Here is a 15,566-nt window from a genome sequence, read left to right on the forward strand (position 1 = left end):
CCTTCAGGAGAACACATGAATCTGGCTGGACCACTGCGATACTGGGCGCAACGAGACCCGGATCGCATGGCGATTGCAATGGGCGATCGCGAACTCACGTGGGCAGGACTGGATGATCGCACCTCGAGGCTCGCGCAAGGACTGCGCGGCCTCGGGGTGGGGTTCGGCGATCGGGTGGCGACGCTGGTACCCAACTGCATCGAGTTCTGCGAAACGGTATTGGCGTGCTTCAAAATTGGCGCGACATTCGTGCCGCTCAACTACCGACTCGCTCCTGCGGAGCTAGCCGAGATAATCGAACGCAGCGGTACGACGGTGATCGTGGCAGACCGCTCGATGCTGGACGCGCTCCTCGGGTGTAACGAACAATCGGTCAATCAGCTTCGGCGAATCGTGACAACCTCGGCCCGAACCGACGAGGTCTTGTACGAGGATCTTGTCGCGGAATCGGCGCCCGAGGACCCGCAGGCACACTTTGCGGGCGAGCACCCCGCGTTCATCTGCTACACATCAGGAACGACCGGTGCACCCAAGGGCGCAGTGCTCAGTCACCGTAATGTGCTGGCGGCGTGCTCCGAGCGGATCGCGATCGATGCCTGGAACTGGACGGACAGCACGTACTTCCCCTACGCGCTCGCGTTCACCGGTGGATTGATCGGGATGTGGATGCCTCTGTACTCGGTGGGTGGTCAGACGGTGCTCGACGCCGAATTCGATCCGGCCCGGACACTCGAGGTCTTCGCGGAGCGGGCTATCACTACGTTCATCGCAGTGGGATCGATACTGGAATCGATCACGCAGGAAACAACTTTCGAGACGGCTGATCTGTCCAGCCTGCGGACGCTCGGTACCGGCGGGCAGGCCATCTCGGTGTCGATGCTGAAGGCGTTCGGGCGTCGAGGGCTGCACGTGTGCCAAGGCTACGGTCTGACCGAATGCGGCGGATTGAGTCTGGCTCTGCCTGGCGCAATGGCAGAAGCGAAGTTGGGTTCAACCGGTATCCCGACACCGCAGACGACCACGAGGGTGGTGGACGGGTTCGGTGAGGACGTGCCGGTGGGTGAGGTCGGCGAGTTGCTGTTGCGTGGGCCTCAGGTCATGGAGCGGTACTGGGACGATCCTGCGGCCACGAAAGATGCGTTTGTCGACGGCTGGCTGCACACCGGCGACCTCGTGAGGCAGGACGACGACGGGTACTTCTACGTCGTCGACCGTGCCAAGGACATGCTGATCTCGGGTGGAGTCAACATCTACCCGGCAGAGATCGAACGCGTGCTCGCCGGCTATCCCGGAATTCTGGAATTGGTGGTGATCGCGGCGCCGGACGAGAAGTGGGGAGAGGTGCCGGCGCTGATTGCGCGACGCGCCGAAGGGGGTCCGACGGCCGACGAGCTGATCGAGTACTGCCGTCAGCGCCTGGCTCGTTACAAAGCTCCCAGATACGTCCTGTTCCAGGATGATCCGCTCCCTCGCGGAATGTCCAACAAGGTTCACAAGAACGAGGTCCGTCAGCGGGCCCTACAGCTACTCGGCCTCAGCGCAGAGACAAAAGCATGACGGCCACCTCGATCATTGGGCGGTATGTCGGGGTGGCGATCGCTGTTCCCGACCTCACTTCGGCGGTGAAACAGTATTCACGCCTGGGTTTTGTGCTGTCCGACCGCTCGCATCGCATCGAATGGGGTGCCGAGGTGGCGACATTCGGGTTTGCCGACGGCAGTTACCTCGAGTTGATCAGCGGCGTGGACACCAGCAAACGCAACGGTGCCGCGATAGCAACGTTCGTCGAGCGCTTTGGTGCACGTACGTATCTGTCCTGCTTCGACGTGGACGACATCGGAGCCGCTTACGACCGCGCCCGAGCATCCAGGATCGATATCGTGGGCCCGCCGCAGCTCGCCCCCGAATCAGTGGGCGAACGCGCCGAGATGTTGTGGTTGAAACCAGCGGCGATGGGTGGTGCATTCACGCAACTCCTCCAACTTCACCACGGACCACGGAAATTCGAAAAGACGACGCCCGGTACCCGACCGTTCACTCAGGTGCTGGTTGCATCGGATGTCGACTCGACGCTCGTGACGCTGACCGCGCTCGGCGCGAGCGCGAACCCGTCGTACGACGTTCCGGACTGGGGACTTCGGGCGACGGTGTTCGAGCTGCCTGGCGACACCAACGTCGAGATCGTCGTCCCGACCGATACAGCGCGGCCTCGAGGGGCAGCGCTTCAGCGCGCCCTCGATTCGGGTCGGCCCGGCCACTACATGACCACGTTCGAAGTCGACGACGTCGATCTGCTGGCGGAGCGGTTTGCCGCCGATGGGGTTGAAACCCTCGGTCCGCCGACTGATTCCCCTGTGCAGTCTCCTTGGGGCAAGTGCCGTCAACTCTGGGTACACCCGGCCGAATCGCCGGGCACATTCGTTCAATTCCTGACCAGGCTCTCCCGTCCGGCAGAGCCGTATTCCTGAAGGAGGCATGAGAAACTCGTGACGCAGCTATCCGAGATCGAGACCATGTTCGTCGGTCTGGCCGCGCCGGGGGCGTCCCGGGCCGGGGCGGGTGGATGGCCCTGCCAAGGCGTCTACCACCGGCCCCGGGGTTCGCGGCCGAAGGTTGCCGTGATTGCAACCCACTACAACGTGGACTTCTCCCAGCATTACCTCGCTGAGCATCTGGCGGCACGCGGATACGGATTCCTAGGCTGGAATACCAGGTTCCGCAACGATCCGCTCCACTTCCTTCTCGATCGGGCGCTCGTCGATATCGGAGTCGGCGTCCGGTGGCTGAGGGAGGAGATGGGCGTCGAATCGGTGATCATCCTGGGAAACTCCGGAGGATGCTCGCTCATGGCGGCGTACCAGTCACATGCAACGACGCCGAATGTTGTTGCCCTGCCCGGCATGAGGCCGGCACCCGGGCTCGACGACCTCGTCGCGGGTGACGCATTCATCGCACTGGCGGCGCACCAGGGTCGCCCCGACGTGCTGACCAGTCAGCTCGACCCTTCCGTCATCGACGAGAACGACCCCACGCTCGTCGATCCTGAACTGGACCTGTGGAATCCGGACCTGGAGCGACCCTTCACTGCCGAATTCCTCACCCGCTATCGGGCCGCGCAGCGCGACCGCAATGCGCGGATCACCGCCTGGGCCAAGGCAGAACTGCGTCGCGTTGCGGCTGCCGGCCAACGCGATCGCGTTTTCACGGTTCCGCGGACGTGGGCAGATCCACGTTTTGTCGATCCGACCATCGACGCCAATGATCGCCGGCCGGACTGGTGCTACCACGGTGAGCCCAAGCAGTCGAACGGCTCGACGTGGGGCTTGGTGACGTCGTGCACCCTACGGACGTGGCTCTCGATGTGGAGCCAGGAAACCTCGCAGTGCAACGCCGGCCCCCACTTGGCAAACATCTCGGTGCCGAGTTTTGTCATCAACGGCGCAGCCGATACCGGAGTGTTTCCGAGTGACGCAGCGGCGCTCTTAGAAGGCCTCGCGTCGATGGACAAGTCTGCCGTCGAAATGCCCGGTGATCACTACTTCGACAAGCCAACCGACACTCGCTCGGAGGTCGCTGACGTGATTGCCGAATGGATCGAAAAGCGCTTTCAGCGCTAGCCCTGAGTGCTCGTAGGCATCTGTAGAGCAATTCCCTGCCGGCACCCGGTTCCTGGGTGCCGGCGTCGACATCACTTGTGTGAGAGGAACCAATCTATGAGATTTCCAGGCGTCAAAATGTGCGGTGCCGCTGTGGTAGTGGCAGTGGCAGTGACCGGATGCGGCGGTCAGAGTGTCGCGTCCAACGGCGACCTTGCCACCCTCGATGCTTCTGCCGCGAACCCATCCGGTCACCTGCGGGTGGGATACTTCCTTCCTCCCCGTCCGGTCGATCCATACACGGTGCCCTCGACTGTCGCGGCATTTCCTTACCTGACGCCGCTCTACGATCGTCTCACCCAAATCGTGAACGGGGAGAATGGGTCGGAGCTCGCCCCGATGGTTGCCACAGGATGGGAATTCGGGCCGGACGGACGCTCCCTGACTTTCAAGCTCCGCGACGACGTCACCTTCTCCGACGGCACGCTCCTCGATTCTGCGGCGGTGAAGGCGTCGCTCGAACGCGCGAGAAACTTACCGGGATCGACTGTCGCCAGCTATTTCTCGATGGTCTCGGACATCGAAACTCCGGACGCGTCGACGGTCACAATACGAACGAATCGTCCGGCATCGGATCTTCCGTACGTCTTGTCGGGCGTCGAAGGAATGCTCATCAGCCCGAAGGCTGTCGGCAACCCCGATCTCGATGTCCAGCCCGTCGGATCCGGCCCGTACGTACTCGACAGTCTGCGCGTCGGCGACTCGGTGTCGTATGTGCGACGGGACGGGTACTGGGACCCGTCCGCGCAACTCCCGGAACGGATTACCATCACGGGATTTGCGGACGGCAACGCACGCATGAACGCGTTGCGCTCCGGCCAGATCGACCTCGCGTACGCAATGCCCGGTGACTACACTCAGGCATCGAATCTGGGCCGTGGATTCGGTTTCTACTCGTACCCGCCGTCAACGGCCTACGTCGTCAATGTGAACACGAACTCCGCCAGCATGGCTCGGCCGGAGATTCGCCAGGCGATGAACTTCGCGATCGATCGGGACGGGATCAACAAGTCGATCCTGCACGGTCAGTGCGCGCCCAACCCGCAGGCCGCCACACCAGGACAGGTCGGCTTCCTCGAAGACCCGCCGATTCGGTACGACTTCGATCCCGAGCGTGCCAGGCAGATTCTGGCAACGGCAGGCGTCACCAACCTCGAAATCGACATGATGTCTCCTGCACGAGTTTCACCCGTGGTCGAAATCGCGACTGCAGTTCGCTCGCAGCTCGAGAACATCGGGATCAAAGTGAACTATCAAGAGGTCGATCAGGCAGAGATGAACACTCGATTCAGTCAAGGCGACGCCTACGACGCGGTACTCAACGGCCGCGTGCCTCGGCCGAGTTCGCTGCAGTCGTTCCAATACTGGTACCGTTCGCCGGCGCTGTTCCCCGGCCCCCGTCCGGCCGGTTTCGACGAGACCCTGGACCGCGCTTTCGACCCGGCCCTAACGGCGGATCAGCAGGCTGGGGCCCTCGAGGACGTAACCTCGATCGCAACCGAGCAGGCGATGAACGTCTTCATCTGTGCAACACCGACGCAGTTCGCGTACTCCGACAAGGTTATCGGTGCCACCGATATGGCAATGTCCCATATCCAGGGCGTCCCTGATCTGCGTCACGTCGGTATCGCGAAGTAGACCGCGCGCGCCGCTAGATGCGCTAGGTAATCGACCGCCGTTCACCAGCCACAGCGAACAGAACCTCGTGACAGTTCTGTTCGCTGTGGCATTTTCGTCCGCGGAAGTCCTGTCGATCGAAACGACAGTGGGGTCCACTCGACAACAAGCTCACGTGCGAACTTGTTGCCGAGTGGACCCCGGAAGCGCTAGCTTCGCAACTTACTTGTTGCGACTGAGCAACCTGGTCTTTCGAGTGGTTCCGGTACCTTCCAAGGCGTCACGAAGGCCGTCGCCGAACGTCGAGAATGCAAGAACGGTCGCGACGATCATGATCGCAGGAGCGATCAATGCGGTTGGTGCGGTGTAAACGTTGTCGAAGGCATCACGAAGCATGCTGCCCCAGGATGTCTGAGGCGACTGAACGCCGAGGCCGAGGAAGCTCAGCGACGCTTCGGCGACAATGGCAACGCCGGCAGAGAAGGTGAGCTGCACCAGAATTGGGGACGCGGCGTTGGGAAGTACGTGTCGCCACAGTAGCCGCCACTGCGAGCAACCCAACGCGCGGCAGGCTTCGATGTAGGTTTCGGTAGCCACAGACTCGGCGGCGCCGCGTGCGAGACGAAACAGTGAGGGCGCCAGCACAATACCGATGGCGAGCATCGCATTTGTCAGGCCCGGGCCCAGGATGCCGACAATCGCGATGGCCAGGATCAGGGGTGGAAGTGACTGCAACGCGTCGGAGATCCGTGACAGCACCGTGCCGACTGCGCCTCCGACCAGGCCGGCGAGCAATCCGAACGGGATTCCCAATACTGCGGCGACACCGACAGCCTGAACGATTGCGGTTAACGTCACCGACGCTGCATCCAATAGCCGACTGAGCATGTCGCGGCCGTAGATGTCGGTACCGAGCCAGTGCGATCCGCTCGCAGGGGCGAAGCTGTTCGACAGGTCTTGCACATTCGGATCGTATGGTGCGAGCATGCCACCGAACGCGGCCAGCAAGATGACGAAGACGAGGAACCCCAACGCGACCATCGCGAGTCGATTGCCTCGGAGCAAGCGAAGCGGGCGGCTGGTGGTCCAGAAGTGGACAAAGGGATTCGGTGGACGTGTCACACCGGTAACGGTCTTGTCGTGCATGATGATCGGCCTTTCAGACGCGGACGCGGGGATTGAGGTAGCCGTAGGTGGCATCGACGAGCACGTTGATCAGCACGATGAGCACCGCGCAGAGCATGACGATCCCAAGGATTACCGGGACATCGCGAGAGAAAACGGAGCTCACCGCAAGCGTTCCCAGCCCAGGAAGGGCGAAGACGAACTCCACTGTCACCGCTCCGGCCAGTACCCGTGAGACCTGCAGTCCCAGAACCGTGACAATCGGAACACCAGCGTTCTTGAGGGCGTGTTTGCCGATGATCGTGCTCCGCAGCAACCCTTTTGCGCGAGTGGTGCGAATGTAGTCCTTGCCCAATACATCGATGAGTGAGGCGCGTGTCTGCCGGGCAAGTTCTGCGGCCGAGATGGCCGCAATCGCGATCGCAGGGAGGATTAGATGCTGCAGCCACACGTCTGCTCCGTCGGCCAACGGCGCGTATCCGGTGGCAGGAAAGATCGGGCGCATGATTGCCAGGGGGATTACCAGTGCCAGCGCGACGATGAACGGCGGCACCGCCATTGCCACACTCGAGAGCACTGTCAGAGTCCGGTCCAACCACGAGTTCGGGTGCACCGCAGCAAAAATTCCCGCCGGAAGTCCGAGCGCTACAACGATCAGCATCGTGACGAGTGTCAGCGAGAGCGTGACGGGCAGTCGTTCCCCGAGTATGTGCACGACGCTCTGAGTGCTGTACAGGGATGTACCCAGGTCGCCGGTCAGCGCCCCGCCGAGCCAGTCGAGATACCGAACGATCAACGGTTGATCCAGCCCGAGTGCCTGCCGAGTCTGCTCGATCTGCTCGGGGGTGGCGTTGTCACCGGCCAGCACGGCCGCGGCATCACCGGGCACTAGGTCGACCAGTGCGTAGACGAAGAAGCTGACGAGCAACAGCATCGGGACAGCCGACGCGATTCGCTTGACGATCAGGTTCAGCATCACAGCTCCCTTGCAGCGCTGGAAATCGGTGGGCCTGCAACGGCGTCGGTTCGTAGATCGAGGAACTGTGCCCGTGGATCTGGGATCGCGTGCAACAACGTCTTGGTGTACGGGTGCTGGGGATCGGTGAACACCTGCTCGGTGGGGCCGGTCTCGACGATGACGCCCTTGAGCATCACCGCGACCCGGTGCGCCAAGAACCTGACCAGCGACAGGTCATGCGAGACAAACACATAGGCCAACCCGCGCTCGCGTTGCAGGTCGATGAGCAGGTTGAGGACCTGAGCCTGGATCGACACGTCCAGTGCGGCCACAGGTTCGTCGCAGACGATGAAGTCCGGTTCGGTGGACAGCGCGCGCGCAATGGCGATGCGCTGTAGCTGTCCGCCGGAGAACTCGCGAGGGTACTTGTCGAGTTGATCGGCCCGAAGTCCGACCCGCATCAACAGCGCAATGACGGCGGCGTCACGGTCCGCTCCCTTCAAGCCACGGTGGATCGTGAGCGGCTCTCCCACCGCGGCGCGGATCGTCATGTGCGGATCGAGGGACGAGAAGGGATCTTGGAAGATCATCTGCGCCCGTTGACGGAAGGTTCGCAACTCGGTCTTCGACAGTCCGAGTACGTCCTGGCCGTCGAACTTCACGGAACCTGAGTCCGGCTCGATCAATCGCAGTGCAAGTCGACCGACGGTGGATTTGCCGGCGCCGGATTCGCCGACGATCCCCAGAGTCTCGCCGCGCTCGACGGTGAAAGAGACATTATCGGTGACAGTCGTGCGTTCACGTACGCGTCCGAGGAGGTTTCGCTTCGACGGATAAGTTTTGACCAAATCCGACACTTCGAGTAGAGGGTTCATTCTGTGATTCCTTCCAACACCAGGTCATTCGCGCGCACGCACCGCACTGCACGCACGGATTCGGTCGACGCGATCTCCTCGAGCGGAATCGTTTCGGCCTCACATTCGGGCCCCGAGTGGGGGCACCTCGGCGCAAACCGGCACGACTGCGGCCAGTCCCATGGCGCCGGTACTGCTCCCGGAATCGCTTTGAGCGGGGCCGACCTGTCGCGGTGGTCGGGAATCGCGTCGAGCAAACCCTGTGTGTAGGGATGTTGTGGAGAAAGGAACAGGTCCCGGACCGGTGCGGACTCGATTACCTGGCCTGCGTACATGACGTTGACGGAGTCACACATCTGCGCGACGACGCCGAGGTCGTGGGTGATGAATAGAATGGAAACGTCGAACTGCTGCTGTACTTCTCGCATCAAGTCGAGCATCTGCGCTTGCACCGTCACGTCCAACGCGGTTGTCGGTTCGTCGGCGATCAGGAGCTTCGGCTTGCACACCATGGCGATCGCGAGCATCACCCGCTGGCACATGCCGCCGGAGAACTCGTGCGGGTAGGCGTGGGCGCGCGTCGCCGCGTTGTCGATTCCCACCGCATCGAGCATCTCTACCGCCCGTGCCCAGGCAGCTGTCCGTCCCACCCGGTCGTGCCTCCGCACGACCTCGGCGATCTGGGATCCGACCGAAAAGGCGGGATCCAGGCTGCGTCGTGGTTCCTGGAAAATCATCGACACTTCCGTACCGCGGACGTCCGCCAGTTCGCGATCGGTCAATCCGACGAGTTCCCGTCCGGCAACCCGGATCGACCCCGATACCCTCGACGTCGACGAAGGCAATAAGCCCATCGCCGCAAGAGAAGTCACGGTCTTGCCGGACCCGGATTCCCCGACGACACCGACAATCGACCCGGTGGGTATCGACAGGTCAATTCCATCGACAACGCGGATCCATCCATTGTCGGTGATGAAGTCCACCGACAGTCCATTCATGTGCAGCACCGGTTCCGTCTCGGTGCGCGCCGACATCAATTCATCGACATTGATTCTCATGCAACAACTCCCGAAGTTTGGGTCTGTGTGTCCATCGGTCACCACGGGCCAGTGCCTACGTGGGCTTGCTGTGGACTTGGGAATCGAAATGCGTAGCAGTGTGAGCTATTTCGCATCCGCACATCAAAGTAGTCAGGTGTCGTCTGGAACGTCAATAGCTGCGGAACGGAATGCGAAAGACGTTTTTCCCTATGGCGTTACGGTGCAAACGAATTCAAGGTTGCGGGGCGGGTTGGATGCCGGAAGGTCGGCACGCCAGTCGTCGCTCGCATTTCTCATGGGGCAGCGAAAGTGCCGAACATGTTTGGTGACAACCGGTTTCGGAGGAAGGGGTGGGGCAGTAGGGCCGTACGCGAGCGGATGGCCGGTTGTGAGGTGGAATGTTTCAGAATCCGGGAGAAGTCGACGGTCCACCGACCAACCGACAGGGGGAGGGCGTCGATGCAGTGGCCGGCTAGATCGAGACTTCTGCTCGAGGTGCGGCAGAGTTGAAACTTTGTATGCAGAAGAGCGATATTTCCCGCTGTATCTCGAATATTTACGATTGATTGTGTACAATTTGGCCAGGCGGGACTCGGGCTCAGTACTGATCCAGTCTCGGCGATTTAACGATCGACACCTGTGTGTTCGGCAGAATTGGTCTCTGCACAGAGAAACTTCTATCTATTAGTCCAGCTTAAGGCATTGCGTTTTTTGCTTAGCGATCGATAGATTGGTCTTGACTTGATGGCCTGTGTACCTGTTCAATGCTCAGGACCACAGTTTCGGTGTGGGTCAGGTCACAACCCGAAGGGACGTACTGAAGATGTTGAGGAAAGCTGCTCCAGCCCTCGCAATCGCCACGATGCTCACGTTGACTGCTTGCGGCGGGTCGGCCAGTGGAGACTCCGCAAGTGCGGATGGGGTCAAGACCGGAAAGGGCGTCAGCGACAGCGAGATCAATCTTGCGATCCTCACCGACTACTCCGGTCCACTTGCCCAGCCGGCAACCTCGGGTTCGATCGGCTTGGAAATCAAGCTGGACCAGGTCAACGCCGCGGGCGGGATCTGCGGGCGTCAACTCGTCCTGCACAAGATGGACACCAAATACGACCCTCAGGTCACCACCCAGCAGTATCGCGCCATCGCGAACAAGGTTGTGATGATCCCGCAGCTGATCGGTACGTCCTCGCTGATGGCGGTCAAGGACAGCATCGCGAAAGATGACCTGCCGACCTTCTCGGCATCGCTCAACACAGCAGCGCTCAAGCTCGAGGATGTCGCGATCTACACCCCGCCCTTCGAGGTCGAGCTGATCAACGGCCTGGTCTGGGCCGCGCAGAAGGCGGGTGCAAGCGCTACCAACCCGCTCAAGGTCGCCGTCGTCGCACCGGCGGACGAGTACGGCACGGGATACGCAGACTCCGTCAAGTTTGCCGCGGAACAGATCCCCGGCGTCGAGGTCGTCGCCAGCCCGACGTACAGCCCCGCTGACAACGACTTCACCGCTCAGGCCACCGAGTTGAAGAACTCCGGCGCCACGGTCGTGATCCTGGCCAACACCATGGCCCAGACCGCGGGGCTGGTGGGACAGTCCGCCCAGCTCGGTTATTCGCCGCAGTGGATCGGTTACTCGGGCGCCTGGAACGCCGCGCTGGCAAAGCCGCTGGCCGGCTTGACCGACAACTTCTACGTTTCGGCGAGCTACGGAGCGCTGAACGATGACGTTCAGGGCATCAAGGACATGAATGCCGCTCTGGCGCAGTACGCGCCGAACGAGAAGCCGAGCAACTTCCAGGTTGCCGGTTGGTTGAGCGGCACTGCCACCGCGGCGGTGCTGGAAAAGGCCTGCGAGAACAAGGATCTCACCCGTGAAGGTGTTCTGGCCGCGATGCAGGATCTCGACATCGACTTCGGCGGCATCCTGCCGACAGTCAACCTCGGTACCGGCGACTCGATCGTCAGCTACCAGAGCCGGATGAACACCGTAAATGCCGAGGGTCTGCTGATCCCCACCACTGACTGGGCCGAGACCGATCAGGCTCGCGCCTGGGGCGAGGCAAACGGTTTCTGATCGACGCACTTCGGCGCCCGTCACAGGACGGCGGCGGGCGCCTTGGCGGCGCAACAGGACAAATACTGTTCGACTAAAGGAGTAGAAGGGGCTATGGCGCTCTTCTTGCAGCTCGGCTTCCAGGGGATAGCCCTAGGAATGGTCTACGGACTGATCGCCCTCGGGTTCGTGATCATGTACAAGGGCTCACACACATTCAACTTTGCCCACGGAGAGATCGTGGCGCTCGGCGCCTACACGGTGCTGGCCTTGATGGCCTTCATGCCCTGGGGGCTGGCGTTCCTCTTCGCGGTCGTCATCATGGTGGTTCTCGCGGTCCTGATCGAGGCGGTCTTCTTGCGCCGCATGGTCGGAAAATCTGTTACCACCGTCGTTCTCGCGACGCTGGGTATCTCGATCATGCTTCACCAGGCGATCTTGATGATCTGGGGCGTCGGCACACATGGCTCGGCCGGTCCCGTCGGCTCAGGCACGGTGACTGTCGGCTCGGTAGTGCTGCCGTGGAGTGGCATTGCGACAATCGGCACCTCCGTGGTGGTTCTCGCGGGGCTGGCCTATTTTTTCCAGAAGACACCGTACGGTCTGGCGCTTCGTGCGACCGCCAGTCACCAGGAAGCGGCACTGGCGCAGGGAATCGATGTGCGACGGATGTTCGCACTCTCGTGGGGACTTGCGGCATTCCTTGCCGTGGTGGCCGGTGTCTTCTTGGCGTCGTTCCCTCGGGTTGTGTCTCCGGCATTGGGTATCGTTGCGCTGCTTGCTATTCCCGCGATCGTGATCGGCGGAATGGACTCGCTGGTAGGTGCGATTATCGGCGGCCTGATCGTCGGACTGATTCAGGTGATGGGTTCTTACTACCTGTCGGACATCGGGGGCGGCCGACTCCATGAGGTCTTGCCCTACATCGTCATGTTTGCCGTGCTGGTGGTCCGGCCCTACGGACTCTTCGGCAGTAAAAGCATTGAAAGGGTCTGACCGATGACAACAACTCTCGAACCCGCACCCATCGACGACGACACCGCAGGTGTTCCCGCCGAAGTCGTGCGGACCAAGAAGCGAAGCACGCGGGTGTGGGTTGCCGTGTGGGTCGTGGCGATGCTCGTTGTGCCGTGGGTGGTGCAGTCCGATCTCTGGATGGGCGTGGGAATCTTTGCGCTGATCGCGGCGGTCGGCGCACTCGGCATGCAGGTCATCACCGGATTTGCCGGTCAGATCTCGATGGGCCACGCGGTATTCATGGCGATCGGCGCTTACACCTCGGCCTGGCTCGGAGTCGACGAGGGACTCCCAGTCTGGGTGTGGTTGCCCGCAGCCGCTGTAGTTGCCGGACTCGCCGGTGGGGTGGTCGCTCCGGCGGCAGTCCGAATCCGCGGGCTCTACCTGGCGGTTGCGACGTTGGCCCTGATTTTCATCGGCACCTATGTCTGGGAAACCTGGACCAGCCTGAGCGGCGGAGTCAATGGTCGGACGGCCCCTGCGGTGGAGATCAACGGGCAAGACCTGCTGGACGGCTACTGGTCGTCGGGAGGCGAGGAGATCCTGACCTCGTTCCAGGCGTGGTGGTATTTCGCCCTGGCAGTGCTGCTCATCGTCACTGCGCTGACGTGGAACCTCAAGCGTTCGCGCCTAGGACGCGCCTTCATGGCGGTCCGTGACCGGGACATCGCCGCGGGCGTTGCCGGCATACCTGTGACCAGAACCAAGGTCGTGGCCTTTGTCATCTCTTCGGCGTTCGCCGGTGTCTCCGGTGCGCTGCTCGTGTCCTACATGGGCTACTTCACGCCGAGCCAGTGGACGATGATGGTCTCCGTCGACTTCATCGCGATGGTTGTCATCGGTGGTATGGGCACGGTCGCAGGCGCGATCCTCGGCGCATTCTTCATCAAGGCGATGCCTGAGATGGTGAATGTGCTGTCGCCGTACCTTCCGTTTGTCTCGAAGGACGCGAGCGCCGACGGCGGCGTTACCGCGCCTCTGCTCTCACAGTTCTTGTACGGCCTTGTGATCGTGCTGGTCCTCATCTTCGAGCCCAAAGGATTGCTCGCGCTCTTCAAGCGGCCCATCGACTGGATCCGAGCCCGAATCTCCGGAGGTAGCAAATGAACTCGCTGGTCATCGACAGCCTCAGTGTCCGCTACGGCGCAGCCTCGCTGGCCCTCGAGGATGTGAGCCTGACGGTTCCCCAAGGCCAGATCGTCAGCCTCCTCGGGCCGAACGGTGCGGGCAAGTCGACGTTGATGCGGGCGGTGTCGGGTCTGCTCGGCGTGCACGGCGGCACCGTTGCCGCGGGCAGGGTCGAACTGCTGGGCAACGACGTCACCAACGAGCGCTCGTCGAAGCGCGTGAAACTCGGCCTCGCGCAGGCCCTCGAGGGTCGACAGGTGTTCCCTGGACTCACCGTTGCCGAGAATCTCGCGAGCGGCGCTTTCGTCCGTCGCTATCGCAAGGCCCAGGAACTCGAAGCGCGTGAGCGGGTGCTGCACCACTTCCCGCGTCTGGGTGACCTGATGCAGCGCAAAGCCGGTTACCTCTCGGGCGGAGAGCAGCAGATGCTCGCGATCGGTCGGGCGATGATGTCCCAGCCGAAGGTGCTTCTGCTCGACGAGCCGAGCCTCGGCCTGGCACCGAAAATCGTTGCTGATGTCCGAGACGTGATCGTCGACATCAACAAGGAAGGGACCTCCATCCTGTTGGTGGAACAGAACGCGGCAATGGCGATGGCAATTGCGCAGTACGGATATGTCCTCGAAGGTGGCTGCGTCGTCAAGGAGGGCAAGGCGGAGGACCTGCGCGGCGACGCAGAAATCGCAGAGCTGTACCTGGGTGCTTCGGCAGTGGGCGCAGCTGAGCGGCCGGCACAGGCCACGGGAATCGATACCGAAGGGGTGATCCAGCATGTCTGATCCGCGTGCCGATCTGTTGGAGATCAACGATCTGTCCCTGAGCTTCGCCGGGGTAAAAGCCATTGACGGCGTGAGCTTTTCGATCGCCGAGGGCGAACTGTTCTCCGTCATCGGCCCGAACGGTGCGGGCAAGTCCTCGCTGTTCAACTGCATCTCCGGTGTCTACGCACCACAGTCCGGTTCCGTGCGCTTCGCGGGAGCCGAAATCCTGGGCTTGCCGGCGCACAAGATCGCGAAAAAGGGCATCGCCCGGACCTTCCAGAACGTGGAGGTCTTTCCCGCGATGACGGTGCTGGACAACCTCTTGCTTTCGCGGCACAACGCGATGCGCGCGGGAGCCTTGGAGAACATGCTGTGGCTGGGCCGCGCAGCGCGGGAGGAGAAGGCCGCGGTGGAAAAGGTTCGCGGGGTCGCTGCGCTGATGAACATCGAGCACCTGGCAGACACCCCTGTCGGATCACTACCGCACGGCACGCAGAAGCGCATCGAGTTGGCGCGAGCACTTGCAATGGAACCGCGGCTGATCATGCTCGACGAGCCCGTCGCCGGCATGAATCACGACGAGTCCGCCGAGATGACGGAAACCATTGTGCAGGTGAACCGAGATCTCGGCGTTGCCATTTTGCTCGTCGAGCACGACATGAAGATGGTCATGGGCATCTCGAACCGCGTCTGTGTTCTCAACTTCGGTCAACGAATCGCCCTCGGCAAGCCCGCCGACGTTATCCGCGACGACGCTGTCGTCGCGGCCTATCTGGGAGCTGCATGATGAAAGACGGAAAATTTGTAATCTGCGCGATTGCAGGCAGTCTCCGCGCAGACTCGTGGAATCGCAAACTTCTCGAGGCGACGGCGGCAATGGCGCCGGACGACGTCGAGGTGCGGATCACGAAGCTGCTGGGCGAGATCCCGATGCTCAACGAAGACGATTTCGGTAACGAGGCGAACAGCGTCCATGCGCTGCGCGCCGAGGTCGAAGCCGCTGATGCCCTGCTCATCGCGACACCCGAATACAACGGCGGCATCCCTGGTGTTCTGAAGAACGCACTCGACTGGCTCTCACTTCCACTCGGACGCTCGGTGCTCGAGCGTAAGCCGGTGGCGCTGATGGGCGCGACGCCTGGCCGCCTCGGCACAGCGCGCAGCCAGTTCGAATTGCGTCACACCTTCGTCTTCTCGCGGTCCCCAGTGTTGCCCGGGCCGGAGATTCTCCTCAGCTTTGCCCCCAATCACTTTGACGAGCAAGGCAGATTGACGGATCCCATCGTTCTCGAGCGGGTCGAGTTGATGTTCACGCACCTGAAGAAATACGCAAGTCTCAACGAATACGAGGTTGTCTAAC

14 protein-coding genes are annotated in these 15,566 nt (G+C 61.9%); 10 read left to right on the forward strand and 4 right to left on the reverse strand.

What is annotated here, in order from left to right:
- Nucleotides 1–15: 15 nt before the first annotated feature.
- From R4P64_RS16500 to R4P64_RS16515, 4 genes are all read left to right on the forward strand, one after another.
- Nucleotides 16–1,557, forward strand: coding sequence for a class I adenylate-forming enzyme family protein (locus R4P64_RS16500; RefSeq protein ID WP_116103334.1), 1,542 nt, complete (start codon nucleotides 16–18; stop codon nucleotides 1,555–1,557).
- Nucleotides 1,554–2,468, forward strand: a complete 915-nt coding sequence (locus R4P64_RS16505) for a VOC family protein (protein ID WP_116103333.1) — start codon at nucleotides 1,554–1,556, stop codon at nucleotides 2,466–2,468. The genes R4P64_RS16500 and R4P64_RS16505 overlap by 4 nt, the downstream gene beginning before the upstream one ends.
- 45 nt (nucleotides 2,469–2,513) lie before the next feature.
- On the forward strand, nucleotides 2,514–3,617 hold the full coding sequence (locus R4P64_RS16510) for an alpha/beta hydrolase family protein (protein ID WP_116103470.1): 1,104 nt from the start codon (nucleotides 2,514–2,516) through the stop codon (nucleotides 3,615–3,617).
- 96 nt (nucleotides 3,618–3,713) lie between these two features.
- On the forward strand, nucleotides 3,714–5,294 hold the full coding sequence (locus tag R4P64_RS16515; protein ID WP_317821786.1) for an ABC transporter substrate-binding protein: 1,581 nt from the start codon (nucleotides 3,714–3,716) through the stop codon (nucleotides 5,292–5,294).
- Nucleotides 5,295–5,495: 201 nt separating this feature from the next.
- On the opposite strand, the gene R4P64_RS16520 is transcribed toward R4P64_RS16515, so the two are convergent.
- Genes R4P64_RS16520 through R4P64_RS16535 form a run of 4 tightly spaced genes read right to left on the reverse strand, consistent with a single transcriptional unit; the run spans nucleotide 5,496 to nucleotide 9,268 of the window.
- Nucleotides 5,496–6,419 (reverse strand): ABC transporter permease, encoded by a 924-nt coding sequence (locus R4P64_RS16520; protein WP_317821788.1) that lies wholly within the window; start codon nucleotides 6,417–6,419, stop codon nucleotides 5,496–5,498.
- Nucleotides 6,420–6,432: 13 nt separating this feature from the next.
- Complete coding sequence (locus R4P64_RS16525) at nucleotides 6,433–7,374, reverse strand: ABC transporter permease (protein ID WP_116103328.1); 942 nt, start codon at nucleotides 7,372–7,374, stop codon at nucleotides 6,433–6,435.
- Nucleotides 7,374–8,231, reverse strand: a complete 858-nt coding sequence (locus R4P64_RS16530; RefSeq protein WP_317821791.1) for an ABC transporter ATP-binding protein — start codon at nucleotides 8,229–8,231, stop codon at nucleotides 7,374–7,376. Before R4P64_RS16530 ends, R4P64_RS16525 begins: the two co-directional genes overlap by 1 nt.
- Nucleotides 8,228–9,268, reverse strand: coding sequence for an ABC transporter ATP-binding protein (locus R4P64_RS16535; RefSeq protein ID WP_233364936.1), 1,041 nt, complete (start codon nucleotides 9,266–9,268; stop codon nucleotides 8,228–8,230). The genes R4P64_RS16530 and R4P64_RS16535 overlap by 4 nt, the downstream gene beginning before the upstream one ends.
- Before the next feature lie 805 nt (nucleotides 9,269–10,073).
- Here R4P64_RS16535 and R4P64_RS16540 point away from each other — a divergent pair.
- The 6 genes from R4P64_RS16540 (at nucleotide 10,074) to R4P64_RS16565 (ending at nucleotide 15,565) form a co-directional block, all read left to right on the forward strand.
- On the forward strand, nucleotides 10,074–11,321 hold the full coding sequence (locus tag R4P64_RS16540; protein ID WP_181933055.1) for an ABC transporter substrate-binding protein: 1,248 nt from the start codon (nucleotides 10,074–10,076) through the stop codon (nucleotides 11,319–11,321).
- A 93-nt stretch (nucleotides 11,322–11,414) separates the two neighbouring features.
- On the forward strand, nucleotides 11,415–12,296 hold the full coding sequence (locus R4P64_RS16545) for a branched-chain amino acid ABC transporter permease (RefSeq protein WP_317821794.1): 882 nt from the start codon (nucleotides 11,415–11,417) through the stop codon (nucleotides 12,294–12,296).
- Nucleotides 12,297–12,299: 3 nt separating this feature from the next.
- Entirely contained in the window at nucleotides 12,300–13,424 is a 1,125-nt protein-coding gene (locus tag R4P64_RS16550; protein ID WP_317821796.1) for a branched-chain amino acid ABC transporter permease, read from the forward strand.
- On the forward strand, nucleotides 13,421–14,224 hold the full coding sequence (locus R4P64_RS16555) for an ABC transporter ATP-binding protein (protein WP_317821798.1): 804 nt from the start codon (nucleotides 13,421–13,423) through the stop codon (nucleotides 14,222–14,224). The genes R4P64_RS16550 and R4P64_RS16555 overlap by 4 nt, the downstream gene beginning before the upstream one ends.
- Nucleotides 14,217–14,993 carry an ABC transporter ATP-binding protein gene (locus R4P64_RS16560; protein ID WP_151531432.1) on the forward strand — a complete coding sequence of 259 codons (777 nt, stop codon included), beginning with the start codon at nucleotides 14,217–14,219 and terminating at the stop codon, nucleotides 14,991–14,993. Before R4P64_RS16555 ends, R4P64_RS16560 begins: the two co-directional genes overlap by 8 nt.
- On the forward strand, nucleotides 14,993–15,565 hold the full coding sequence (locus tag R4P64_RS16565) for an NADPH-dependent FMN reductase (protein ID WP_172935546.1): 573 nt from the start codon (nucleotides 14,993–14,995) through the stop codon (nucleotides 15,563–15,565). The genes R4P64_RS16560 and R4P64_RS16565 overlap by 1 nt, the downstream gene beginning before the upstream one ends.
- Nucleotide 15,566 lies beyond the last annotated feature (1 nt).

It is taken from the genome of Rhodococcus sp. IEGM 1366 (genome assembly GCF_033142425.1).
Taxonomy (GTDB): domain Bacteria; phylum Actinomycetota; class Actinomycetes; order Mycobacteriales; family Mycobacteriaceae; genus Rhodococcus_F; species Rhodococcus_F globerula.